Below are 24,896 nucleotides of genomic sequence, written 5' to 3' on the forward strand. Positions count from 1 at the left end.
ATTTTATAATAATTATAATATTTATAAAATAACAACTTTACCATCTACAACATCAACTTTAACAAGAGTTTTAACGTCATATCCGGTTTTTTCCTTTACTTCTTCCCTCCCCTTCCCCCTCTCTATTACACATACAATACCCTTTATCTCTGCTCCAGCCTTCTCCAAGGCTTTAATCATTGCCACCATGGTACCTCCCGTAGATATTACATCATCAACAATTAAAACCTTATCCCCCTTCTTAATTCCATTTAGATAGAGGTTACCTTTACTATACCCTGTCTCCTGATAAACTGGAATCTCCCCCTTTAAATTATACCTCCTTTTTCGCATTATAACATAGGGTATATCTGTATATAAAGAAAGTGTAGTTGCTAAGGGTATGCCCATAGCCTCTGCTGTGACGATCTTATCCACATCTTCAAAATCACAGACTTCTATAATACAAGTCGCCACCTCCCTAAGTATATGAGGATCTACAAGAGGTATACCGTCTGATATTGGATGTACGAAGTAATGATAATCACCCCTCTTTATAACGGGAGAAGATTTCAACGTCTCTATCAACATTTTCATATTTTTTACCTCTCTACCTTTTTAACGATCCTTTCAACTATCTTTTTAAACTCTTTGGAAGCCGGACAGTCCAGGAGTACCATAGGTACCCCTCTATCTGATGCCTCCCTTGCCTTTATATCTAATGGTATTCTCCCTAAAAAGTCTATACCTAACTCCTTAGCTGCCTTCTCTCCTCCCCCCCTTCCAAATATATCCACTATTTTTTTGCAGTAAGGACATACAAACCCTGCCATATTTTCTATTAACCCCAATATTGGGATATTCAACATCTTAGCCATACCTACAGATCTCTTTGCATCTAAGAGGGCAACTTCCTCAGGTGTTGTAACTATAATTACCCCATCGATATCAGGAATGGATTGCATTATAGTAAGTTGAACATCTCCAGTCCCTGGAGGTGTATCTATAAGTAGATAATCCAGATCCCCCCATACTACATCACTTAGGAACTGTCTAATTGCACCACTTATCTTAGGACCTCTCCAGATCACGGGAGTATCCTTATTTGGTAAGAAGTAACTTATAGAGACAACCTTTATCCCTTCAGGTGTTATAATGGGATATATACCATTCTCATCTGCGTAGGGTTGAACGTCTTCTACACCTAACATCTTAGGAATATTTGGACCATGTATATCTCCGTCTAAGATACCTACCTTTTTCCCCATGGAGTTCAATGCAGTGGCTAAATTTACAGTTACAGTGGATTTCCCAACACCTCCTTTACCACTTAATACTCCTATCTTGTACTTTATTTTACTCATGTTTTTCCTTATTTTTTCATCCTGTATCTCCAATATTCTCCTGCTACAACTATCTCTTGATGGACATGTGTCATGTTTTCCATCACATTCCACTTTAACCACCTCTTTCATTTCTGTAACAACATCTAATTACTTCAGTTAATTCTTGTAATATAACTATCTTTATCATTATTAACTTAATTAACTTAAAATTATTCTCCCCTCTATCATTAAAGAAGGAGATATCAACCTTCCCCTCTGAGATACATCATCCATAGGTATGGCATCTTTAAGTATTTCAAATATATTTCCAGATAACATCCCTTTCTTTACAGGTATCCGCTCTCCATCCTTAACTATATAACTATTGGATATCTCAACTGAGAAATCTCCAGTTATAGGGTTAGATGTGTGACATCCAATAAGTTCATTTACATGCAAGTATTCGTTATAGTTGTCCAACATGTCTACAGGAGTTATTATTATATTGGAAGGGGACACGGTAGGTAAAGTGTCGTAATCCCTAACACCATGTCCAGTAGATTCCCTATTTTCTTTATTTGCCCTTTTTATATCGTAGAGATACCCTTTTAAAATCCCATTCTCCACTAAAACTGTCCTCCGACGAGGAGTGCCTTCTCCATCTACCTTACTGGAGTATAACCCTCCATCTAAGGTACCATCATCCACTATAGTAATATGTTCCCCCATTACTTTTTCTCCAATTTTGTCTCTCAGGATAGACCTATTTCTCTGGACATTCTCGGCACTGAAGGAAGGTAGTAAGGTATAGGTTAGTAGGGAGTTTAGCACCCTTGGTGTTAGGAGTATCTTACCTTTATATGGGATCTTGATACTTTTAGGTAGTGATAGAAGATCTTTAACATATTCTCCCAGTTCTTCCACGTTGAATCTATAGGTTCTACTTAGGTAATCGTAGGCCGTTTCACCATCCTTTATCCCAGAGATTGAAGCTGAGTAGTATGTAAATTCTTCCTCAACATCTAAACCTTTAGAGTTTATCACCCTAGTATATAGATAGGAACTCTCTACAGAACCTCCAGTAACTGTGATACCTCCTTCAAGGAGTATGTCTCTCATAGTTTTGAGATCTTCCAGGAGATCTTCCTCATCTATATTTAAAATCTCTCTATGGAAGAGACCTTTGGGATTTGGGATACCTCCTTTAGGTTCTGGGATAGATGAGTATTTATCAAATACAAGGTTCTCCATAGCCCTGTAGATTACCTCTTCTCCTTCTTCTGTGGAGTAGGCAAATCCAACTTTGCCCTCCTTCAACACTCTTACACCTATCCCAAAACTTCTATCCTCCTGGAAAGAGTCTAAACTGTCTCCATCTAATTCGCAGTTTAAATTTTCAGATCTTGAAATAAAAATATCTACCTCAAAACCTTCTTTTTCCCCTATTTTTAATATCTTATCTATGAAATACTCCTCCAATAACACCACCTTTAATAGTTAATCTCTAATAATTATTCTTTAACTAAAATATAATATAGCTATAAAAAACTTTCTTGAAAATATCCATAAGTTCTTGGAAAGGGCTAAATTCCTATGGTGGTAGAATCCTATGCTCCTAAGAAAGGGAACTATGGGATTTCTTAGTTCTTCCAGTATTTAGAAGCGTTTCCTGGAAATATATCCCATCATGTCCAGTGATTATATGTTTCCCTAAGGATTTAATCCTCCTCAACGTATTAAGAGCCAACTCCCTATCAACATTTATTCCCGGTGCAACCTCCTTAATTATATTATCCTTCAAAGGGGCGGCGTCTCCAACTACTATGTAATCTCCATATACAACAGATATACTGTCCCATGTATGTCCAGGTGTCTCTAGGATTTCTATCTCCTTATCCTTCAGAGACCTGTAGTTCTTATAGTTAATAACTTCTGCACTTTTGAATAGGTCGTTATTTTCTATATGATCCCAGTGTCTGTGAGTATTTATCACTATGTCTATATCCCTAGGAGACATATTTAATTTTTCTAAACCTTTTATTATTACATCCCTTTTATCCCTAGAAGATGTATCTACTACTATACAGTATCTCTCTGTTTTGATAAGAGTTACAGAAGAAGATGCTTCCAATATTCTACTATCTGCTCTTACTAGTTTACCCTCGTAGAGCAACTTTAACATCCTATCACTGAGATTGTTTTATATAATCGTAAAATAATTATTATAAAAATGATAATAAAAAATAAAGGAGTTAAAAATAATTTTCCCATATAAGATTTTAACTTTTTAAATAATAATAATGGTGAAATCGTGAGAGTAGGTACTCCTCTATTCTCAAATGCAACCAAGATACTGTTACTAGGTGGAGGGGAGTTAGGAAAAGAAATTGTTATAGAAGGACAGAGGTTAGGTTTAGAGTGTGTTGTTGTAGATAGGTATCAGCATGCACCCGCAATGCAGGTTGCCCATAGAAGTTATGTAGTAGATATGAAGGACGGAAATAGTCTAAGGGCTATAATCGAGAGAGAGACTCCAGATTACATCATTCCAGAAATAGAAGCTATAGATACAGAAGTCCTTGTAGAGATGGAGGAGTTTGGATATAAAGTAGTTCCCAATGCCGATGCAACGAGGATAACGATGAACAGGGAGTATATACGTAGATTAGCATCTGAAAAACTTAAGTTTAAAACTGCAGATTACAGATTTGCAGAATCCTTGGAGGAGTTAAAGGAGGCTGTAAATGAACTGGGGACTCCATGTGTTGTTAAACCTATTATGTCTTCTTCGGGAAAGGGGCAGAGTATAATAAGAAATAAAGAAGATATTGAGAGAGCCTGGAAGCACGCCCAGGTTTCTGCAAGGGGTGTAGGTTCTAAGGTAATAGTTGAAGAGTTTATAGATTTCGACTACGAGATAACGCTTTTAACTGCAAAAACTGAAGATGGTATAAAGTTCTGTCCCCCTATAGGTCATATACAGATAGATGGAGATTATCATGAGAGTTGGCAACCTCATCCTATGGGAGAGAAAACCTTAAAGGAAGCCCAGAGAATAGCCTACGAGATCGTTAGCATGTTAGGTGGCAGGGGAATATATGGAGTGGAACTCTTTATTAGAGGAGATGAGATTATATTCAGTGAGGTTTCTCCAAGGCCCCATGATACAGGCATGGTAACTATGATAACCCAGAATATGAGCCAATTTGAAATACACCTCAGGTGTCTCTTGGGATTACCTGTAGATGTGGAGATGGTAGTAACTGCAGGGGCCAGTCACGTTATTAAGTCCAACATAGATAAGTGGGCTCCCCAGTACGATGTAAGTGATGCTCTAAAGGTTCCAAATACGAAGTTAAGATTATTTGGTAAACCTGTGGCAAGGGTTGGAAGGAGAATGGGTGTTGCACTGGCATACGGTGAGAGTATAGAGGTTGCAAGAGAGAGAGCTAAGAGATGTGCCCATGCTGTTAAGGTATTTTAAAAAAAATTTTTTAATAATTATTTTTATCAAGGCTTTTTCGAAAGTTGTTATTTAGTAGTTTTGTTGTTTGTTTATGACCATACTATAAAAAAATACTAAGATTTTTTTAATGGAAGCCAGAGTACAAAATTAATAAAACACTTACCTCAGTTCCAGTACTTTCTTCTTTTCAGCCTCGGCACAGGACAAACAGAGTAGACACATTACACAGTATCCCTTCAAGGGTATCTTTCCCTTCGTTAATTTCAAAGTTTTCATTGGACAAACTTTTACACAGTTACCACATTTTATACATAGGTAGGGACTGTACTCTATTCTGTTGTACTCTTTTCCTCCATGGTTTATCTTGCCTAATTTTAACGCTCCACTTGGACATGCGACAGTACATGCTCCACAAACTATACACATCTTCACAGTTTTAGTTTTCTTATCTACTACAATTGCATCAGTTGGACACACCTTAGCACACTTCTCCAGTATATCGTAATCTTCCTCAATGATCACCAAACCTTCCTCTGTAATTGGATGTGCTGATTCAAACTTTACCTCCAAGGTAATGGCATCTACGGGACAGGCCTTTGCACATAACTTACATGCTGGACAGGCCTTTGGAACTTCCACTATATTTTTTTCCCTATTGTATTTTATCATATCTCCTGGACATATCTCGACACATACTGTACATCCTATACATTTACTCTCATCTACTTCAAATTTCAATATCTCTTTTCTCCTCTTCTTTGGTATTCTACCAGAGACATAGATGGCATTCCATGGACAAGTTTGGGCACATATAGAACAATATATACACTTATCTTTGTCGACAACAGCCTTACCATTTTCTATTTTTATAGCCTCTACAGGACATACTGGAATACAAATCTCACAACCCACACAATCGTCAGTAACTACTATTGGCTCATTAGGTATTTTAACCTCTTTTTTAGGTTTTTCAACTACCCCAGGTATGGAGATAATCTCTATTGGACATGTATCAACACATCTTTTGCATAAAATACAGTGCCCCTTTGAATAAGGATATCTATCATCAACCTTTTTTATCTTCGTTGGACATGCCTCTGCACAATCTCCACACTTTATACACTTTGAAGGATTGTAAGATATGGCACCATTAGACTCGTAGAGCGCTCCAGTTGGACATGCCTTAACACAGTTCATACATAGGATACAGGTTTTAAAGGGTGCTATCTCTATGGCTTCTGTAGGACAGACAGCGGTACAAGCGTTACATACTAAACAGAGATCCTCCTGAATTTTTATTCCCCCCATAGTATCTCCTATACTCTTTACTCTTTAAATTTTAATCAAATAATAAATAATCAAATAATAAGCATACTTGTAAACTTGTAATATTAATTGATATACTTTATAAAAATAATTTAATGGCTTATTAGAATATCTGATAGTCATTGAACAACATGAAGAATAAAGAACAACAACTGTTTCCTACAACCTCCCCCAAGGGGTTCGGTATGTAGGAAACTATTCCTCCTTCTTTATCTCAAATACTAACTCCTTCTTTTCATTCATAACTATTACATGGGCAGCACATGAGTATCAGGGATCGTAGGCCCTCAGGACAACCTCCAAGAGGTTTAACTTTTTTTCATCGATCTCCATATTTTACCACCTTAATTACTTTTTGAATACTTCTATTGCAGCTTGTTGGATGGCCTTCTCCATTGTAGGTACGTTATGTGTTGATGCCACTATCATATTTGCCTTTATAACGATTCCGTTCTCATCTGTTTCATAGTGATGTATTAAAACACCTCTTGGAGCTTCTACAACACCAACTCCACTACCTGCTTTCGGTTCTACCTCTGCTCTTATATCTGTAGATGTGATCTCGTTATCTTCCAATAACTCCTTAATTCTCTCACATGATGCAAGTATTTCTATAAGTCTCGCATGATGGTAGGCTAAGGATTGATTGGCGGGACTTCCAAACATGTCTATAAATTCCTTTCTGGCCTCTTCAGCCAAAGGTGTAGGGATACTATCACATACATTCATCATTGCCAGAGGTCCAACTCTATAGATTCCCTCTGGGTATCCTACCTTTTTGTAGTATGGGTATTTTACATAACTATGTGATACAATGTGTTCTCCTATGTAATCCTGATATTCAGAGAATGGAAATTCTACCTTCTCACTACCATCTGGAGATAGAAACCTTAAGACTCCATCGTAGAAGGAGTGTTTTCCATCTTTGACTATTCCAAGATACCAAGTATCAATTACTCCCAGGGACTTTACCATATTTATATACTGCTCATTTAGTGATTTGATCAACTCTACACCTTCCTTGGCGTACTCTATCATGGTGTCGATTTCCTTTAGGAATGCATCCCTACTTTCTTCACTTAGAGTTGTAGATATACCTCCTGGGATACCTGTAACTGGATGTATAGGTTTCCCTCCAACTTTTTCTACTATACTCTGGCCAAATTTTCTCAATGCTATAGCCTTTTTAGCTACCTCTGGAGATTTTTCTATAATTCCTACAATGTTTCTAACCTTGGGATCTGCATCTGGGCCTAGTATAAAATCTGGTGCTGCCAGATAGTAGAAATGTAGTGCATGACTGTGGATCATGTTTCCTAGTAACATCAATTCTCTAAGTTTCTTTGCAGTATCTGGTATCTCAACATCCCAGGCAGCATCAACTGCCTTAACACTTGCTAAGTGGTGAGGTGTCTGACATATCCCACAAATCCTAGGTACGATCCTAGGCACTTCTTCAGCAGGTCTTCCTACTACAAACTGTTCAAATCCTCTTATTGCAGTTATATGTAATTTAACATCAACTGGTTTTCCAGACTCATCTAGGATAATGGTGACTTTACCATGTCCTTCAAGACGACTTAGAGGTTCTATAGTGATCTTGCCCATGTTATGTCACCATCTTTACTTGTGGATCTTCTTAGGTATTAATGCTGCAGCCATGGAGAACCTGTAGAACAGCCCTAACTTGTCGGGGAGTTTCAGAGCTGCATCACCTGTAACTGCATAGGCATTTGCAGCTGCAGCCCCCTGATCAAGGACAGCATCTGTTTTTCCATAGCATCCTCTACAGGGAACATTTACAGATGGGCATTTTGCCCCACATCCTGCCCTTGTAGCCATTCCTAAACATGGATAGCCTTGTTCAAAGAGACACTTTTTGCTATCTGGTATACCTTCAAAGGTTCTCTTAAATTCCTTAGGATAGGTACCTTCCTTTACCCTTGGACATTCATCACAAACTATCTTCATAGATATCTTAGGTTTCTTTCCCTCCAACAGTGCTGTTATTAACTCTAGGTTATGTTCAGGTTTTGGAGGACATCCTGGTAGTATAAGATCTACATCTATAAAGTGGGAGACTGGATATACCCTATCAAGTAGTTTTGGGATATCTTCTCCTGGTACCTCTCCAGGGTTATCTACGGTATCTGTGGAAAATACCTCTTTAAGTAGTTCCTCAGTGGGATACAGGTTACCTAAGGCTGGTATTCCTCCGTAGGCTGCACAGGTCCCCCATGCTACAACAACCTTCGACCTCTCTCTAATCTCTTCTAGGAGATGTTTATCATGTTCGTTTCTAATACCTCCCTCTATCAGGAATAAGTCTATACCTTCTGGTATCTCTTTTATATCTGCCACTATAGGTCCAAATAGGATCTCTACGTTTGGAAATACCTCGAGAAGTTGCTCGTGGAGGTCTAACAGGGACATATGACAACCAGAACATCCACATAGTTGGATCATACCTAACTTCGCCTTATTTCCCATCCAATCACCCTGTTAAAGTAGTAATTAGATACCAACTACTAGCCACCTCCTGCTTAGGAGGCGGTCCTTCCGTAGGTCCTCTCGGTTCCCTACGGAATTCATCCCTTTTTAACTAACTTACCTGCACTGGCCCTTTAAAGGATTAGGCCCCAACCTGTTTATCCTCTCAGTCATGGTATTAACAGCCTCCACGAACTTGGCAGCATCTGCCGCGCTCATGAGGAATATATCTATCCTATCTCCCCCTATCCCCAGTTCCTCCAGTATTTCCTTTGTAAGTTTTACCCTATCCATCGCCCTGAAGTTCCCACTTTCATAGACACACTCATTAGGTTTTCACCCAACAACCATGACTCCATCAGCGCCCTTTTGGAAGGCTCTTAAGGCGTAGGATATATCAAATCTGCCAGTGCAGGGTATTCTTATAATTCTAACATATGCAGGATACTGCATCTTACTAGTTCCAGCGAGATCTGCAGCTCCATATCCTCATTGATAACATGCAAATGCTATTATAACTGGAGTGTCCATCTTTTCACCTTAAAAAAATGATGTGGTTATAAAGTGTAATAAAATGGACCACTTAGCCCCAATCAGCCCCATCCTGGCAGCGCCTTCGGATGGGACTTCATCTTTTTTATCTCTCTAGCAAACCACCCTAACGTTGATTTATTGGCTGTCCCCCTATTGATTCAACATATTATGGGTATCTAAGATTCCATCTATTGCAGATATAACCTGTTCATCTCTGTAGTACCTCAACTGCAGGGCCCCACTTGGACAGGTAGCACAGCAAGAACCACAGCCTTTACATGCAATGTCATTTACTTCAGCCACTTTATGTCCATCAACTTCCTTATAGGAGATTGCATTGTATGGACATACTTGGGCACAGATCTCACATCCTCCACAGATCTCCTTATTTACTATTGCTCTTATCATCTCTATCTCGAACTTACCCTTTGCCATCGGTATTGCCACGGCACTAGCTGCACCTTTAGCCTGGGCTACTGTATCTGGGATATCCTTAGGACCTTGGGCCACTCCTGCTATAGCTATACCATCTACCTTGGTGTTAACTGGTGCCAACTTTGGATGTAGTTCCTTGAAGAATCCATCTGGACTGATATCCAATCCTAACATCTTTGCTACGTTCTTAGTGTCTGGTCTTGGTACAAGTCCAGCAGATAGTACCACGAGATCAGCTTCTATCTCTACTATCTCCCCCATCAATGTATCCTCTACTCGAACTGTGAGGTTCTTTGTCTCTGGATCTTCAATAACACAGGCTGGTCTTCCCCTTATGAACTTAACCCCGAACTGTTCCTGAGCTCTCTGGTAATACTCTTCGTATCCCTTTCCAAAGGATCTTATATCCATGTAGCAAATGTAAACCTCTGCATCTGGCTCGTGCATCTTTATCAGTTGCGCATTCTTCAGGGCGAACATGCAGCAAATCCTTGAACAGTATGGATTGCCAACCTTCAGATCCCTGGAACCTACACACTGTATAAATACTACTCTGTGTGGGTGCTCTCCATCACTTGGCCTTATTACATGCCCTCCTGTGGGCCCTGCAGGGTTGATCATCCTCTCCAATTCTAAGGTGGTTATCACGTTGTCGTAAACTCCATACCCATATTCCTCTTTTAGGGATGCATCGAACTCGTTGAACCCTGTAGCCACAATTATTGTACCAACCTTTAACTTGATCTCCTCTGGTTTCTGGTTGAAATCTATTGCTCCTGGTCCACAGACACTTTCACACAGCCTACAGTCGATACAGTACTCCTTATCTATTGTATATATCAGGGGGACAGCCTGGGCAAATGGTACGTATATAGCCTTCCTGGTACCTATTCCTAAGTCAAATTCGTTAGGTACTTCGATAGGACATACTTTGGCACAGGCTCCACATCCTGTACACTTGGACTCATCTACGTACCTTGGTTTTTTCTCTATGGTTACTTCGAAGTTACCGATGTATCCAGAGACGTTCTTTATCTCTGCGTAGGTGATTATTTCAACGTTAGGGTGGTTTGCTACTGTAACCATCTTAGGTGCCAAAATTCAAAGAGCACAATCATCTGTTGGGAATGTCTTGGCCAATTGGGCCATTCTACCTCCAATAGATGTTTCCTTCTCTACAATATACACCTTATATCCTTGATCCCCTAAATCTAGGGCAGCCTGAATTCCTGCAATACCTCCTCCAATGATAAGACAAGATCTATCTACTTCCACAACCTTCTGAGGTACATCTTCCAACCTTTTAGCCCTCTCCACACCACCTGCAACTAATTCCATCGCTTTCTTTGTAGCTGCCTCTCTATCTCCTAAATGGACGAAAGAATCTTGTTCTCTGATATTTACGAACTCCAGATAGTAAGGAGAAAGCCCTGCTTCAGCGATACAGGCTCTAAAGGTAGGCTCGTGGATCTTAGGAGTACATGCTGCAACAACCACTCTGTTTAACTTGTATTCTTTAATTGCATTTTTAATCATTTTCTGTCCCGGATCGGAACAGTAGAAGGGATATGTATTTGCATACACTACTCCATCAAGCTTTGAGGCGAACTCCTTCACCGCCTCACAATCTACAACGCCGTTAATATTGGCACCACAGTAGCAGATAAAAACCCCTATCCTGGGGCTTTCCATAGATTCACCTCCAAAAGTTAAATAATAACGAAAATATTATTATATATTAAAGTATTATAAAAATATATTGTTTAACGCATTTAATAAGTTTTATTAGATATGCTATTAATCAATTTACTATTTTGAATCATTAATTACATTAGATTGACATTATAAAACCATTAAACATTCCAAAATATTTCTATAAACACCGGATACAAAGATATTAAGGAATCCCTGCTGTAATATCAACAGTTGTATGAGAATATTCAGAATATTATTTTCTTAATCTTCTCCCTTTAAAATCTTGTATTTGGGTTTATTATTTTTTTATTTTTTAAAACCTTTTCTTATTTTTTGTAATTGTTATAATCCTTACATTTTCATCATCATTATTAAACCAAGAACATAATTTTTAAAGTATAAAAATAATAACTAAGAAAAAAATAGAAAAAGATAGGAAGAGATTTAACAGGAATTTCACGTACTTTTCCACTATATCATATAATCTGGGGAATAAGAACTTATTTTGCTTTTTTTATTTTTATATTCATTGTCTTATTTTTCTTTAATTATCTTTTTATTATTTTTTATAATAATTTTTATTATATGTTATTTTAAACTATCACTTTGATAGCGAGTGGGTTTATTATATTATTATTGAAATAACACTATCCTCATATTTCATCAAAAAAAAAATTATTTTTTAATTAACTTCGCAATAACTACGTCTACACTAACTTTACTTACAGGGGAAGGGAAGGTATCTGTACCTACTACTTCGTTGGCACCACTTACATAGAGTTTGTTAAGAGCATCTCCAATGAGGATAGGATGTACACAGGCAGCTATTATCTTATTCGCCCCCTGTTCCTTCAACATTTTTATGGCAGTTGCCACTGTTCCCCCTGTAGATATTATATCATCCACAATGAGCACATCTCTATTTTCTACATCTAAATTCTTAGGAGCCACCTTTATCTCGGTAGGGGATATCCTGGTTTTCTCTAAGTAGTCGTATTCACAGCCTATAACCTCAGAGGCTTCCTTAGCTAACTTCACAGCCCCCATATCTGGAGATAATACAACAGGATTATCTAGTCTATCCTTTACGTACTTTGCCAGCTCTCCTACAGCACTTCCACATATAAAGGGCACTTTAAAAAAGGATTCTATATGTGTTTCATGAGGATTTATTGTAATAACTCTATCAAAGAGTTGGGAGTATATCTTAGCAAGTCCTCTAATACTTATAGGTTCTCCAGGGTTGAACTTTTTATCCTGTCTTGTGTAAGCCAAGTAAGGTGCCATCAAGGTTATAGATTTAGCCCCTTCATCTCTCAATATATCACTCATCAAGATACTCTCTACTACAGCATCATTCTGGCTGTTCTGACTCTGAATAAAGATCACATCCTCGTTATTTATGACATGGCTGTCCTGGATCCTTATATACAACTCTCCATCTGGAAACCTTTTAAACTCTGTCCTTAGAAGTTTACAACCAACTAACTTTGAGACCCTGTAGGCCAGTTCTTGAGAGTTTATACCAGGCACTATAATCACTTTATCACCTTATACTTTATAATAACTAAATAAGAACCTCAGGTGATTATAGACTTTACAGAGATACTGTATATATGAAAGAACATTTAAAACTTTACTCCTGATCTCACTTGAAAACAGGTGAAAAAGAAACTTAGGTTGAGCACCTTATCATTGATAACTACTTCACATACTTTAAAATTTCCCTTAGATCCCTTCTATCTATGACAACATCGGCGTTTTTCTTCAGAACTTCCTTAGCACAGAATGCTATTCTAAAACCAGCTTTCTTGAACATACCTATATCGTTTGCACCATCTCCTACAACTACAGTATCCTTTAAATCTATATTTTCTCTCCTTGCAATCTCTTCTAAGATCTCTCCCTTTGCAGTAGGACTCATCACCCTACCTCTTACCTCACCAGTCAACTTTTCATCCTTAACTATAAGTTCGTTAGAATATGCATAGTCTAAATTTAGATCCTTCTTTATCCTCTCTGTAACGATGTTAAATCCCCCGCTTATTACACCTACAACATATCCCCTATTTTTAAGTTCTTCTATAGCCTCCCTTGCACCTTTGGTTATTTTCAATTTTGAAACTAATTCCTTTACACTGTCTATCGGTAATCCTTTTAGGAGTGCCACTCTCTTCCTTAAGGATTCCTCAAAGTCTATCTTTCCATTCATAGCATCCTTGGTGATTTTTTTTACCTCTTCCTCTACACCAACCAGTTTAGCTAATTCATCTATCGTTTCTTCCTCTATTAAAGTACTGTCTAAATCAAAGAGTACAAGGCCCTTTTTATTTTTTCTCATCACACCACCAATATCAAAAATATATATTTGAATAATTTGCACTATAATTTTTTAAATATTTTATAGTTCCACAACCATTAATTATCTCAATAAATTTTGAGAGATTTTATGTGTTTGACTACTAAAATTTTTGAAAGATAGCATGTTGAGATATCAGAAGATCGGCGATATAGTATTGGTAAAGAGAGATCTATCCCAGGAAGAGATGGAGTATATACTAAATAAAACGAGGTGTAAAACTATAGTGAAGTACGAAGGTATATCAGGGGATCTTAGGAAACCAAAGATTAAAATAATATACGGTAGTGAAACTGAAACTATTCATAAGGAATATGGCTGTCTATTTAAATTGGATGTATCAAAGGTTATGTGGAGTATGGGAAATATAGAAGAAAGGAAAAGAATGGCACATATATCACATCCAAGGGAGATAGTAGTAGACATGTTTGCAGGAATAGGTTACTTTTCCATACCTATGGCCAAATACTCTAAACCTAAGAAGATTTACGGGGTAGAAATAAATCCAGATGCCTACTACTATTTAAGGGAGAATATCAAGTTGAATAAGTTGAAGAATGTTGAGCCTATTTTGGGAGATAACAGAGTTTTGAACTTAGAAAATATTGCAGATAGGATAATAATGGGATATATACTAAAAACCAGGTTTTTCTTAGATAAAGCTTTTCAACTTCTAAAAGAGGAAGGAGGGGTCATACATTATCACGATACCTTACCTGAAAAGGCTCTATACTCAGAAGGTGTTTATAATATAATGAAGACTGCTGAGGCTTACGGCTATAAACTCACCTATTATGATATACGTAAGATAAAAAAATACGCCCCAGGGGTATGGCATATAGTGATAGATGCCAAGGTAGAGGGATGTTAATCTCTCTTTGAACAAATAATTTTCTTCTTAGTTTAGTCTTAATACCTTAATTCCTATCGTGGTAATTAAAAAAATTAAGAATAATAACATTTTATTTCCCTAAACACTGGGAGTATAAAGATATTATTGATATTATTACTGTGATATCAACAGTTGGAAATATTCTAGAAATTATTTTTTCCGACATTCTTCTTTTTAAATTTTGTATTTGTATTTGGATTTTTTATTTTTAAACTTTTTATTTTTTATTTATATTATCTTTATAATACTATCTCTTATTATTTTTAATGAGAACTAGAATAAAAAGAAAGTATAAACAAGGTATATCCTATCTATCCCTCAACATTGGTTTTTTCTTTAATTTACTACTTTAATGAGAACCAAGTTTCACTTTATATTGCTGCTTCTACTTACGATAAGAAGATTTTATATTATGAAGTGACATATTTAGACACTTTACCTCATTCTCAAGATGAGCTTTTAGCTGTAGTTCCACAATCCTATCTTATGTTTCTTAGCATACTTTTCATACTCTAAGTACCTATCTAATAGTTCAAATTTAGAACGGTATACTCTGGCATAACCGTATATTATTAAACTCTTACCAAGATCTTTACCATCGACAAATATATATGCTAAATATCTACCATATTCATCTCTCTTTGGAGATATCCTATCAAATACTACAACAACTTCTTTATTTTTCAACGTATTTTCTACATACTCTTTTGCCCTGTAACCCCAGAGTTTTAAGTAAGTTGTATTGGTTATTGGAGTTCCATTGTAGGTGTAGTACTCGTAGGGATTGTTTTTACGATGTATTTCAGGAGTATCTACTCCCAAGATCCTTATTTTATATACACTTCCATTTTTACACCTTACCCATATGGTATCTCCATCTACAACTTTAAAAACTTCTCCTACAAAGTGTTCATGATTTTCTATAAATTGATTAGTATCAAAGTAATCTTTCTGAAAGGTAGTGGATAGACATCCTGAAATCACTACAGTAATCACTAATAGAGTGACAATATTAATTCTAATAGTTTCACCTTTTACATCATTTATCTAAAATAGCATCTATTGGACAGTATCTAATACATACCTTACAATCCCTACATATATTCTTATCTATAATAGCCTTTCCATAGGTACTAATCGCTCCAAAGGGACAGAATGGAACACAGTTACCACATCCGACACACCTATCTAATATTTTCATAAATTATCACCGGTTTTAACTTTTGATAATTTAATACTTAAACTAAAACATAGAAACAGAGATCTTATATAAAAAAGATTAGAAATCCAGATTCTATCAAAAAAGGATAAATAATTATAATAAAAATTTAAGATGAAAAAATTGACAAAAAATTGTTTTTAAAATAAAAACTCCATTCAACACAAAATATAAATATATCTTTTCTACTCCTAAACCTTAGAAAGAAGATATATAATTCTAAAGTAAAATCTCCTGTATCTTCCTGATTTACCACCGAGAACTAAGTAATGAGAATGTGTTTTTGTTACCCTATATTTTTTTTGGTCGGGCTTTTTTAAATTTTTATTATTTATTTTTATTATTTTTAAGTTGTTATACTTAGAATATAGCTCTAAACTTTAAAAATAATAACAATAACAATAACAAAAAAATTTAATAAAAATAAAAATTCAAGAAAGGTAATTAACAGAAATCTCCCTTTATAATTATTCTTTTTATTATTTCATTGTTATTTTAAAAATTAAAAAATAGAGCTATTTTATCCTAACTTTGTTAACCTTCTTGGACTGCCAAGAGTACCTCCTTATTCTCTTACTGGCTCCAAAACCACAGGCTGCACAGACCTTCTTTCGAACATGGTAGGCCCTTCTACCACATCTTCTACATCTTATATGGTAAGATCCTTTGTTACGTTTTCCCATCGAAGGAGTACCTTTACCCATAGTACTTCACCTTATTTCTACTTAGATTTCTACCTAAAGGGATACAAACTGTATATTATCTCCTCTGATCACAATCATTTGGAACTCTCTATCTTCCTTATTAAACTTTGCATTTTCAAGGACTATGTTTATATGTATATCGTATGCTTTCAATATCCCTTTTACTACACTACCATCTTTTAGATAAACAGTTACATTTGTATTAATAGCCTTACCTAAGATATCCAAAGGTCTTTGAGTATTTATCATTTTACCACCTTTTAAATTTTTATTTATTGACTTCCTTTAGTTTTGAGTTCGTGATATACATACGTCCATTTAAGTTTTCTAGGATCTCTACCAAGTTTATAGTTTTTCTCACACTTTGAAGAACAGAAGAATAGTACAGAACCATCCTTCTTTACGTATCTCTTCCCAGTGCCAGGTTCTATTTTCCCACCACAGAAACTACACCTTTTCCACTCCATAAAACTTCACCTATCTTTTATCTCTTTTTACCCAGTGGTTTAGCCTCTCTCTCAGTTTCCCTGAGCATTATTATATCTCCCACTTTGATAGGCCCTTTAACATTTCTCGTTAAGATACGGCCTGTATCTCTACCTCCCAGTATTTTACATCTTACCTGGATTATCTCCCCAGTAACCCCTGTTCTCCCAATTATTTGAATAACTTCTGCTGCTATAGCCTCTTTATAGATCATCTCGTCATCAGACATATTACCACCTTAAAAGGACATATTTACTTCTTTAATGCCTTTATCTTCTCTATTAGTTCCTTTAACTCTTCAGAATCGCCCTCTTCAATAATAGCAACTGAAGATGCTGCCACCTCTATACCTGCAGCTTTACCTAACTCCTCCTTTGTAGATACGTAGGTGTATGGAATATTCTTCTCTTCACATAGATATGGAATATGTGCAACTATCTCTTCTGGTTGAACATCCTTAGCCAAAATTACTAATTTAGCTTTACCTCTTTCAACAGCTTTTGTAACTTCATTTGCTCCTTTTCTGATTTTTTTAGCTTTGGTTATTAATTCGAGAGTTTTCTCCTCTATCTCCTGTGGCACATCGAATTTTACATAAATAGCCATATATCTCCCTCCTTGTCTTTTTTAAAAATACGTTTTTCGTCCATATTCGCCCACTCATATCATCATGGTTTAAAAAGAGTGGTTACTACTCTATTCTATAAAGTTATATTTATAGATTGTGGTTAGAGATATGGATAAATATATTTCTTATATATCTTCTTTAATTTTTTAATTTTTTTAATAGTCACTAAGAAAATTAATAGTTACATAAAATTAATATAATAAAAAGACATAAATATTAACGACAGAAAAATAGTACAATACAGAAACTGTTCACTCATGGGGTGATCCCTTTGGTTGAGATAGTAAAAAATGTTGTATGTCCCTTCTGTGGCTGTCTCTGTGACGATATCGAAATTATGATAGAGGATGGCCACATCGTGGGGACAAGAAATGCCTGTAGAATAGGCCATGCAAAGTTTATGCACTTTGAAGGATCTGTAAGATATACGGAACCTATGATAAGGGAAAATAAAAAGGATAATTTCAAAAAAACAGACTACGATACTGCAATTGAAGAGTCTGCAAGATTACTGGTAGAATCAAAACTCCCATTATTGTACGGATTCTCCTCTATAAGTTGTGAAGCACAGCGTGAAGCAATATTAATAGGGGAGAAAATTGGAGCTATCGTAGATAATACAGCAACTGTTTGACATGGACCTTCTCTCCTGGCAGTGCAGGATGTAGGATACCCTGTTTGTACCCTTGGAGAGATTAAAAACAGAGCTGATTTAGTAATATTCTGGGGATGCAATCCAATGCATGCCCATCCAAGGCATATGGGTAGATACTCAGTATTTGCAAGGGGATTCTTCAGGGAGAGGGGAAGGAGAGATAGGACAATAGTAGTGGTAGATCCAAGAAAAACACATACTGCAAAGTTAGCAGATCTCCACCTACAGGTAGAGCCTAACAAGGACTACGAGTTGATAAGTGCCATGAGAGCTGTCGTCAAGGGACACGAGTTAAATGTAGACAAGGTTGCAGGGATACCAGTTGATATTATCTATGAAACGGTAGAGGCCTGTAAAAAGGCTCAGTTTGGTCAGTTATTCTTTGGTATGGGAGTAACAATGAGTAGAGGTAAACATAGGATTATAGACAATGCCATCTGTCTGGTTATAGATTTAAACGCCTACACAAAATTTGGACTGATGCCAATGAGAGGACACTACAACGTAAATGGATTCAACCAGGTAATGTCTTGGTTAACAGGGTATCCTTATGCAGTGGATTTCAGTAGAGGTTACCCAAGGTACAACCCAGGAGAGACAAGTACAGTCGATCTCTTAGTTAGAGGAGAAGTTGACGTAATGATGAATATTGCATCAGATCCAGGGGCACACTTCCCACAGAAGGCAGTAGAACATATGGCCAAGATACCTTTAATATGTATAGAGCCTCATCAAACACCTACAACTGAACTGTCTAACATTATAATACCAACTGCCTTTACAGGAGTTGAAATTGGAGGAGTTGCATATAGAATGGACGGAGTCCCATTAGAGCTTAAGAAGGTTATAGATCCTCCAGAAGGGGTTCTTACAGATGAAGAAGTCTTCAAGATCATGAGCAAGAAGATAAATGAGATGTTGTAAAATTTGATATTACTGGGTATCCTACATCCTGCGGAGATGTTATCTAAGTGTTTGAAGGGGAACCCTTATGGGGACCCTTCAAACCCTATTAACTCTTTTTCTTAAAATAATGTTAAGCTCAAAAAAAGAATGGTAAAGAGTAACAATTGTTATAATAAACATATCAAAATATTAAATTGTAAAATTTTTTTATAGATTATAATAATATAAAAAAGATTATAATAGGTTAGAAATTTTATACCTTAAACTTTTTTAAAAGTTAATTTAATTTCCAAGAGCCCTATCTATAATAATATCCACTAATCTATCATCTGGCCCTATAGGTTCTCTGTATACTATTTCCACATTCTCCGGAATCTCTAAAGATTCTTCATGATGATGATGGTGATGATGGTGTTCATGGTGGTGAGAGTTCTCTTCTTCTCCATTGTATATACCTAAGATCTTAGGAATATCCCTCTTTGTATGGTTCCCATGAGCTAGAAACACAGGCACCACAATTATCTTCTTAGCACCTTTTTCTATTACCTTTTTAATTGCCTGTGGTATTGTTGGTTCATTAAACTCCATCATACCTACTTCTACAATAGGATATATATTTCTCTTTCTTATTTTCTCTGCGATTTTATTAATTACTTCCTTTGAGTAGGGTAATCTACTACCATGACCTATTAAAACTAACGCCTCCATACTACACCTCATCATACTTTTTTCAATAATATTCATACTAATCATCTATAAGTTATATATATGTTTTTCCATATTAGCTAAAATTATTTTACTTTAAGAAAATTACTTACCACAATGTTTAAATAGAAATATTCTTCAATATATAAAAACACCCTGATTATTAACAAAGGAGTAAAAAGGTGTCAAACATGGAGGAGAGGATATATACTATACCCTTAAGAGATGTTACCAATAGATCCATATCTACAAAAAGAGCTCCAAGGGCTATAAAAAAAATAAGAGAGTTCTTAAAGAGACATACTAAGTGTGAGATAGTTAAACTGGATAGATCTATAAATGAGAAGATATGGGAGAGAGGCATATCTAAAATCCCTCCAAGGGTAAGAGTTAAAGTAATTAAAGAAGATGACAACGTAGTAAGAGCTGTACTGGTAGAATAAGATCCTAACACTCTGTGATGGCTATGAAAATAATAAAAGAATATTTTTCAGGGATACCTACCTTGGGGGTACTCTCCCTTGTCACAGAGTTATTTGGGCTCTTTCCTTACTTTGTTGAAGAGAAATCTTTAGAGAGATACTCTCGTATATTAAAGGTACCTGTTAAAGCTTTGAATATTGGAAACAGTTCTCTAATAGGCTCTCTCTCTGTGGCAAATTCCTACGGTATAGTACTCTCTCCCCTAGCTTTAAAGGAGGAGATAGAAATACTAAAGAGATTTTTAAGGGAAAACGATATCGACATTGTCGTTGAAAAAGTGGAAACAAAGACCACCGCCTTTGGTAATCTTATAGCTACCAACGACAGGGGATGCATAATATCTAACGAATTGAAGGAGTATAGAAAGAAGATAGAAGATATATTGAATGTGGAAGTAGTACCCAGGGATGTTGCAGGGTTAAGTACTGTAGGTTCCAACTTAGTTATTACAAACAAAGGCGGTTTAGTTCATCCAAATACCTCAGAGGAAGAGATAAAAAGGTTGAAGGAAGTCTTCAAGGTGGATATATTGGAGAGAGGTACTGCCAACAAAGGTAACTTCTCAGTAGGTGCCTTTATAGTTGCGAATTCAAAGGGTGCTATAGTAGGTGGAGATACAACAGGACCTGAGATGCTAAAGATAGAGGAAGCTCTCGATCTAATAGAGTAATGAGGTGGTAGGAATGATAAAGATCTACAGGATAAGTGGTAAAATACTCAGTAAAGAAGAACCTATGTTCTTTAGAAAGGAATACAGGGCTCTAAAGAAGGAGGATGCTCTAGAGTATCTATACTCCGAGATGGGAAGTAAACACCATGTAAAGAGAACCCTTATTAAAATTGAGAAAATCGAGGAGATCTCTGAAGATGAGGTTACAGATCCAATACTTCAGAGTATAATAAGGATGTATTAATTAGATTCTCTAATGTAAAAGAAAAAGATACAAATCATAGTGTAATAAAAAGGATTTAAACGGATAATATCTTATCTGTCCTGTTTAGCTTTACTACATTATTATTTTTTCTATAGTTGTAAATTTATCGTTGTTATAATACTAATTTTTATTATAAGGGTTTTATTATTTTTTTAATTATTACTTAATAATAATTTTAATAACTCAATTATAATATAGATAGAAACTAAGATTTTTTATAACAGTAATAACAACTTTTTTACATCAAACAATAGGGTGAAGTTTATGCACTTTGTAAGTGTTTTAGACGTTGAAAAGGATCTCTTAAAGGCTAATAAGAGACTTGCAGATAAAAATAGGGCACTTTTAGATAAATATAACGTAACTGCCTTTGACTTCATGGGTGCCATAGGTAGTGGAAAGACATTACTTATAGAGAGGCTAATTGAAAGGTTAAAAGATAGATACAGTATAGGATGTATTGCAGGGGATGTCATAGCCAAGTACGATGCAGAAAGGTTTAAGAAACATGGGGTGGAGGTTGTTCCCCTGAACACTGGAAAGGAGTGTCACTTAGACGCCCATTTAGTAAGTCACGCCTTAGAGGATCTCAACTTAGAGAAGTTAGATATACTCTTTATAGAGAATGTGGGGAATTTGATATGTCCTACAGATTTCGACCTCGGTACTCATAAGAGGGTGATTGTTATAAGTGTTACAGAAGGAGACGATACTGTTAAAAAACACCCAATGATATTTAAAACTGCAGATCTAACTGTTATAAATAAGATAGATGTTGCAGAAGCTGTAGGAGTAGATCCCTTGAAGATGAAAAGGGACGCTGAAAGTATAAACGATAAGATGGAAGTAGTACTTACATCCCTTAAGACTAACGAGGGGTTAGATAAGGTGGTTGATTTTATAGTTAGAGCCAGGGAGAAAGGTTAAAGTATCTAAGTGATACCATGATAGAGGTAGAAAATGCTATAATAGACGCCATACACAGAAAGATCCAGGAAATATATGGAGAAAACATTGGAGATATACAGTTAGATGAGCCACCTTCATTGGAGTTAGGGGACTATTCAACGAATATATCATTCAGACTGGCAAGGATACTTAGGAAACCTCCAAAGGTTATTGCAGAGGAGTTGGGAGAGGTATTGAAGTCTGAAAATATTCCTTATGTTAGCGATGTGAGAGCAGTTAATGGTTATATAAACTTCTTTTTAGATTATAGAATGTATTCCAGGGATGGTATAGATAGGATACTGAAGGAGAGGGAGAACTTCGGTAAGGGTAAGAAAAAAGGTAAAAAGGTTATTCTCGAACACACCTCTGCAAATCCCAACGGTCCCCTCCATATAGGCCATGGTAGAAACGCCATAATAGGAGACAGTTTAGGGAGAATCTTGGAGTTTATAGGTTATGATGTAGAAACTCATTACTATGTAAATGACATGGGAAGGCAGGAGGCTGTTGTTGTCTTTGGTTTAGAGAGATTTGAGATAGATAGAGATAAGAAACCAGATCATGCTATCGGAGAGATCTACATAAAGGCAAATAGACTCTTAGAAGAGAATCCTCAATTAGAGAAAGAGATAGGAAAAATAATGAAGGAATACGAAGAATCCTTGGAGGGTAAAGAAAATAGTCCTATAGTAGAAAAGTTCCAGTGGGCTGTAAATTATGCCTTAGAAGGTATTAGGAAAACTTTAGATAATCTCAATATCGAGCATGATATATTTGTATGGGAGAGTGAATATGTAAGAAATGGAATGGTAAAGGAAGTTATAAGAAGATTAATGAAGACTGGTAAGGTAATAAAAGAAGACGTTTATAAACTTGATCTGTCAGATTTTGGAATAGAAAAGAAACTTGTATTGATGAGATTAGATGGGACTACTCTCTACTCTACAAGGGATATAGCCTACCATCTGGACAAGATGTCAAGATGTGATATAGGTATAAATGTCTTAGGTGCAGATCACAAACTTACTGCCAATATAGTAAATGTCTCTTTAAAATTATTGAATTCTAAGACTCCAAAAGTGATATTTTACGAGTTTATATCTCTGCCGGAGGGATCCATGAGCACAAGGAGAGGTAGATTTGTAAGTTTAGATGAACTCTTCGAGGAGGCCAGGAAGAGGGCTACTGAGGAGGTTAAAAGGAGAGGTATTGCCAAAGATGAGAAAGAGATAAAAGAGATAGGTCATAAAATCGCTGTAGGGGCGGTTAGGTATAACATAGTAAGGGTATCCCCAGAGAAACCTATGGTATTTAAATGGGAGGAAGCTTTAGACTTTGAAAAGGTTGGATGTCCCGTTATACAATATGCCCATGCTAGATGCTGTAGGATATTAGAACATGTCAGGGAAATGGATAAGGTAGAGGACAGAGATCCCAAGGAGCTCTTCAACTACGAGATGAAGGATCAGGAGAAGGTACTCATAAAAACCCTTCTGAAGTTTCCAAAGATACTTGAAATATCTGGAGAGTCTTTGAAACCTCAAACCCTAGCCCACTATATGTTAGATGTTGCCCAGAGGTTCAACAGTTTCTACGGAAACTGTCCAATACTGAAGGAGAAAAATGAGGATATACTGTACTCCAGGTTGAAGGTTGTAGAATCTACAAAAATAGTTATAGAAAACGGTCTTGGATTGTTAGGGATAGAGTGTCCAGGAAAGATGTAAATTGATTTATTAGAAAAATTAAGCTTATAAAAATTATAAAAAAATAAAAATTAAAGAATATATAAGTGGAAAAACAAAAAACACAACTATTCTATGGAGATCTGGCAAAATAATAACCTAATAAGAATTTATACAGATAAAAAAGTAATTGGAGAAATAAGTATTTCTATCCAATCCCTTTTTTATTTTTTTATTTTTATTTTAATATCTTATTATTATCTTACTTTTTAAGCTTTAAGCTTATTTCTTCTCCAATATCTCATCTTTGGGTGGGATCTTACCTTACCTTTCGTTTTTAACATTACAAATAGAGGAACTCTCCTGTTCTGTTTTAAAGCCTTGGCAAGCCTCAACTTTTTTCCAAGTGGTTTTATGGATCCCATTTATACATCACCTCTTTTTAATCCTATAACCCTGGATTGAACATGTTTGGGGAAGTAATCTCTAGGATCTTTACCTTTGGCCCTTATCAAGGCTCTTATCTCAATTTCATAATCAGACTTCAATACACTGTCACTCTCTCCCTGGGAGAGTATAAAGTATCTATCTACAAGGTATTTTATAGTTTTATGTCCAAAGCCCATAAGAGGGTTTAAATACTCTATACCTTTTCTCATCTCTATGCTCTGTATCTCGGAGTGAGATAACTTCGGCACTCTGTCATCCCTTCTAACACCATCTGCTATAACCTTATACTTATCTGCCAATATCTCTATAACCATTTTATGGAGATACTGGATACCTCTGGCAGGGTAGCCGTCTCTGAGGATAATCTCTACAGATCTCTCGATAATCTCTCTATCTAACAACTCCACTTTATGGGGGATATTCAATATATCTGCAGTCTCCTGGGCATACCTGTAGGAGTCCAACACTCCGAAATTTACAGTAACAAGTTCAACTTCATAACCTAACTTCTTCAAAAGTAATGCTGACAATGAACTGTCCTTTCCTCCACTGAATAAGACGTAGGCCTTTTTCATACATGGATACCTT

General features: G+C 36.2%; 29 protein-coding genes. 8 read left to right on the forward strand and 21 right to left on the reverse strand.

Annotation, left to right across the window (positions count from 1 at the left end; all coding sequences use genetic code 11):
- Nucleotides 1-21: 21 nt before the first annotated feature.
- The 4 genes from hpt to MHHB_RS02040 form a co-directional block, all read right to left on the reverse strand.
- Nucleotides 22-576, reverse strand: a complete 555-nt coding sequence (gene hpt / locus MHHB_RS02025) for a hypoxanthine/guanine phosphoribosyltransferase (RefSeq protein ID WP_131006956.1) — start codon at nt 574-576, stop codon at nt 22-24.
- Nucleotides 577-581: 5 nt separating this feature from the next.
- On the reverse strand, nt 582-1,454 hold the full coding sequence (locus MHHB_RS02030) for an Mrp/NBP35 family ATP-binding protein (protein WP_131006957.1): 873 nt from the start codon (nt 1,452-1,454) through the stop codon (nt 582-584).
- Nucleotides 1,455-1,523: 69 nt separating this feature from the next.
- A complete protein-coding gene (locus MHHB_RS02035; RefSeq protein WP_131006958.1) occupies nt 1,524-2,783 on the reverse strand; it encodes a TldD/PmbA family protein in 1,260 nt (419 codons plus the stop codon).
- 136 nt (nt 2,784-2,919) lie between these two features.
- The gene (locus tag MHHB_RS02040) at nt 2,920-3,486 is read right to left on the reverse strand and encodes an MBL fold metallo-hydrolase (protein ID WP_131006959.1); all 567 of its coding nucleotides are present in this window, start codon (nt 3,484-3,486) and stop codon (nt 2,920-2,922) included.
- Between the two features lie 129 nt (nt 3,487-3,615).
- On the opposite strand from MHHB_RS02040, the gene purT reads away from it, so the two are divergent.
- Nucleotides 3,616-4,788, forward strand: coding sequence for a formate-dependent phosphoribosylglycinamide formyltransferase (purT, locus tag MHHB_RS02045; protein ID WP_131006960.1), 1,173 nt, complete (start codon nt 3,616-3,618; stop codon nt 4,786-4,788).
- A gap of 141 nt (nt 4,789-4,929) precedes the next feature.
- Here the strand turns inward: purT and vhuB are convergent, their stop codons facing one another.
- The 7 genes from vhuB to serB form a co-directional block, all read right to left on the reverse strand.
- Nucleotides 4,930-6,078: a F420-non-reducing hydrogenase associated-polyferredoxin VhuB gene (gene vhuB / locus MHHB_RS02050; protein WP_131006961.1), complete on the reverse strand. Its 1,149-nt coding sequence runs from the start codon at nt 6,076-6,078 to the stop codon at nt 4,930-4,932.
- A gap of 366 nt (nt 6,079-6,444) precedes the next feature.
- The gene (gene vhuA / locus MHHB_RS02060; protein WP_131006963.1) at nt 6,445-7,704 is read right to left on the reverse strand and encodes a F420-non-reducing hydrogenase Vhu subunit A; all 1,260 of its coding nucleotides are present in this window, start codon (nt 7,702-7,704) and stop codon (nt 6,445-6,447) included.
- Nucleotides 7,705-7,719: 15 nt separating this feature from the next.
- Nucleotides 7,720-8,586 carry a F420-non-reducing hydrogenase subunit VhuG gene (gene vhuG, locus MHHB_RS02065; protein WP_131006964.1) on the reverse strand — a complete coding sequence of 289 codons (867 nt, stop codon included), beginning with the start codon at nt 8,584-8,586 and terminating at the stop codon, nt 7,720-7,722.
- 117 nt (nt 8,587-8,703) lie between these two features.
- Complete coding sequence (vhuD, locus tag MHHB_RS02070; RefSeq protein WP_153801562.1) at nt 8,704-9,117, reverse strand: F420-non-reducing hydrogenase iron-sulfur subunit VhuD; 414 nt, start codon at nt 9,115-9,117, stop codon at nt 8,704-8,706.
- A gap of 153 nt (nt 9,118-9,270) precedes the next feature.
- Complete coding sequence (locus tag MHHB_RS02075; RefSeq protein ID WP_131006965.1) at nt 9,271-11,247, reverse strand: CoB--CoM heterodisulfide reductase iron-sulfur subunit A family protein; 1,977 nt, start codon at nt 11,245-11,247, stop codon at nt 9,271-9,273.
- Nucleotides 11,248-11,925: 678 nt separating this feature from the next.
- Complete coding sequence (locus MHHB_RS02080; RefSeq protein WP_192893796.1) at nt 11,926-12,792, reverse strand: ribose-phosphate diphosphokinase; 867 nt, start codon at nt 12,790-12,792, stop codon at nt 11,926-11,928.
- Between the two features lie 160 nt (nt 12,793-12,952).
- Complete coding sequence (gene serB / locus MHHB_RS02085; RefSeq protein WP_131006966.1) at nt 12,953-13,591, reverse strand: phosphoserine phosphatase SerB; 639 nt, start codon at nt 13,589-13,591, stop codon at nt 12,953-12,955.
- 142 nt (nt 13,592-13,733) lie between these two features.
- On the opposite strand from serB, the gene taw2 reads away from it, so the two are divergent.
- On the forward strand, nt 13,734-14,480 hold the full coding sequence (gene taw2, locus MHHB_RS02090; RefSeq protein ID WP_192893797.1) for a tRNA(Phe) (4-demethylwyosine(37)-C(7)) aminocarboxypropyltransferase Taw2: 747 nt from the start codon (nt 13,734-13,736) through the stop codon (nt 14,478-14,480).
- A gap of 480 nt (nt 14,481-14,960) precedes the next feature.
- Here the strand turns inward: taw2 and ecnA are convergent, their stop codons facing one another.
- The 7 genes from ecnA to rpl7ae all read right to left on the reverse strand — a co-directional run bounded on the left by ecnA (nt 14,961) and on the right by rpl7ae (nt 17,516).
- Nucleotides 14,961-15,485: a calcium-activated nuclease EcnA gene (gene ecnA, locus MHHB_RS02095; RefSeq protein ID WP_229701900.1), complete on the reverse strand. Its 525-nt coding sequence runs from the start codon at nt 15,483-15,485 to the stop codon at nt 14,961-14,963.
- 55 nt (nt 15,486-15,540) lie between these two features.
- Nucleotides 15,541-15,702 (reverse strand): 4Fe-4S binding protein, encoded by a 162-nt coding sequence (locus MHHB_RS02100; protein ID WP_131006968.1) that lies wholly within the window; start codon nt 15,700-15,702, stop codon nt 15,541-15,543.
- Nucleotides 15,703-16,235: 533 nt separating this feature from the next.
- Nucleotides 16,236-16,424 carry a 50S ribosomal protein L37e gene (locus MHHB_RS02105; protein ID WP_131006969.1) on the reverse strand — a complete coding sequence of 63 codons (189 nt, stop codon included), beginning with the start codon at nt 16,422-16,424 and terminating at the stop codon, nt 16,236-16,238.
- 33 nt (nt 16,425-16,457) lie between these two features.
- Nucleotides 16,458-16,673, reverse strand: a complete 216-nt coding sequence (locus MHHB_RS02110) for an LSM domain-containing protein (protein WP_131006970.1) — start codon at nt 16,671-16,673, stop codon at nt 16,458-16,460.
- A gap of 23 nt (nt 16,674-16,696) precedes the next feature.
- Entirely contained in the window at nt 16,697-16,891 is a 195-nt protein-coding gene (locus MHHB_RS02115; RefSeq protein WP_131006971.1) for a 50S ribosomal protein L24e, read from the reverse strand.
- Nucleotides 16,892-16,908: 17 nt separating this feature from the next.
- The gene (locus MHHB_RS02120) at nt 16,909-17,139 is read right to left on the reverse strand and encodes a 30S ribosomal protein S28e (RefSeq protein WP_131006972.1); all 231 of its coding nucleotides are present in this window, start codon (nt 17,137-17,139) and stop codon (nt 16,909-16,911) included.
- Between the two features lie 23 nt (nt 17,140-17,162).
- On the reverse strand, nt 17,163-17,516 hold the full coding sequence (gene rpl7ae, locus MHHB_RS02125; protein ID WP_131006973.1) for a 50S ribosomal protein L7Ae: 354 nt from the start codon (nt 17,514-17,516) through the stop codon (nt 17,163-17,165).
- Nucleotides 17,517-17,809: 293 nt separating this feature from the next.
- On the opposite strand from rpl7ae, the gene MHHB_RS02130 reads away from it, so the two are divergent.
- Nucleotides 17,810-19,117: a formylmethanofuran dehydrogenase subunit B gene (locus MHHB_RS02130; protein WP_131006974.1), complete on the forward strand. Its 1,308-nt coding sequence runs from the start codon at nt 17,810-17,812 to the stop codon at nt 19,115-19,117.
- A 264-nt stretch (nt 19,118-19,381) separates the two neighbouring features.
- Here the strand turns inward: MHHB_RS02130 and cfbA are convergent, their stop codons facing one another.
- A complete protein-coding gene (cfbA, locus tag MHHB_RS02135) occupies nt 19,382-19,843 on the reverse strand; it encodes a sirohydrochlorin nickelochelatase (RefSeq protein ID WP_131006975.1) in 462 nt (153 codons plus the stop codon).
- A 152-nt stretch (nt 19,844-19,995) separates the two neighbouring features.
- On the opposite strand from cfbA, the gene MHHB_RS02140 reads away from it, so the two are divergent.
- The 5 genes from MHHB_RS02140 (at nt 19,996) to argS (ending at nt 23,900) form a co-directional block, all read left to right on the forward strand.
- Nucleotides 19,996-20,247, forward strand: a complete 252-nt coding sequence (locus MHHB_RS02140) for a 50S ribosomal protein L31e (protein ID WP_131006976.1) — start codon at nt 19,996-19,998, stop codon at nt 20,245-20,247.
- A gap of 23 nt (nt 20,248-20,270) precedes the next feature.
- Nucleotides 20,271-20,957 (forward strand): translation initiation factor IF-6, encoded by a 687-nt coding sequence (locus MHHB_RS02145; protein WP_394342766.1) that lies wholly within the window; start codon nt 20,271-20,273, stop codon nt 20,955-20,957.
- A 13-nt stretch (nt 20,958-20,970) separates the two neighbouring features.
- Nucleotides 20,971-21,201, forward strand: a complete 231-nt coding sequence (gene rpl18a, locus MHHB_RS02150; protein WP_192893798.1) for a 50S ribosomal protein L18Ae — start codon at nt 20,971-20,973, stop codon at nt 21,199-21,201.
- A gap of 285 nt (nt 21,202-21,486) precedes the next feature.
- Nucleotides 21,487-22,149: a hydrogenase nickel incorporation protein HypB gene (hypB, locus tag MHHB_RS02155; RefSeq protein ID WP_131006978.1), complete on the forward strand. Its 663-nt coding sequence runs from the start codon at nt 21,487-21,489 to the stop codon at nt 22,147-22,149.
- Between the two features lie 20 nt (nt 22,150-22,169).
- On the forward strand, nt 22,170-23,900 hold the full coding sequence (gene argS, locus MHHB_RS02160) for an arginine--tRNA ligase (RefSeq protein WP_131007068.1): 1,731 nt from the start codon (nt 22,170-22,172) through the stop codon (nt 23,898-23,900).
- 227 nt (nt 23,901-24,127) lie between these two features.
- On the opposite strand, the gene MHHB_RS02165 is transcribed toward argS, so the two are convergent.
- Together MHHB_RS02165 and MHHB_RS02170 are read right to left on the reverse strand one after the other, a co-directional pair.
- Nucleotides 24,128-24,283, reverse strand: a complete 156-nt coding sequence (locus MHHB_RS02165; protein ID WP_131006979.1) for a 50S ribosomal protein L39e — start codon at nt 24,281-24,283, stop codon at nt 24,128-24,130.
- Nucleotides 24,284-24,883, reverse strand: a complete 600-nt coding sequence (locus MHHB_RS02170; protein ID WP_131006980.1) for a DUF7411 family protein — start codon at nt 24,881-24,883, stop codon at nt 24,284-24,286.
- Nucleotides 24,884-24,896: the final 13 nt, after the last annotated feature.

It is taken from the genome of Methanofervidicoccus abyssi, from assembly GCF_004310395.1.
GTDB classification, from domain to species: domain Archaea; phylum AGJL01; class Methanococci; order Methanococcales; family Methanococcaceae; genus Methanofervidicoccus; species Methanofervidicoccus abyssi.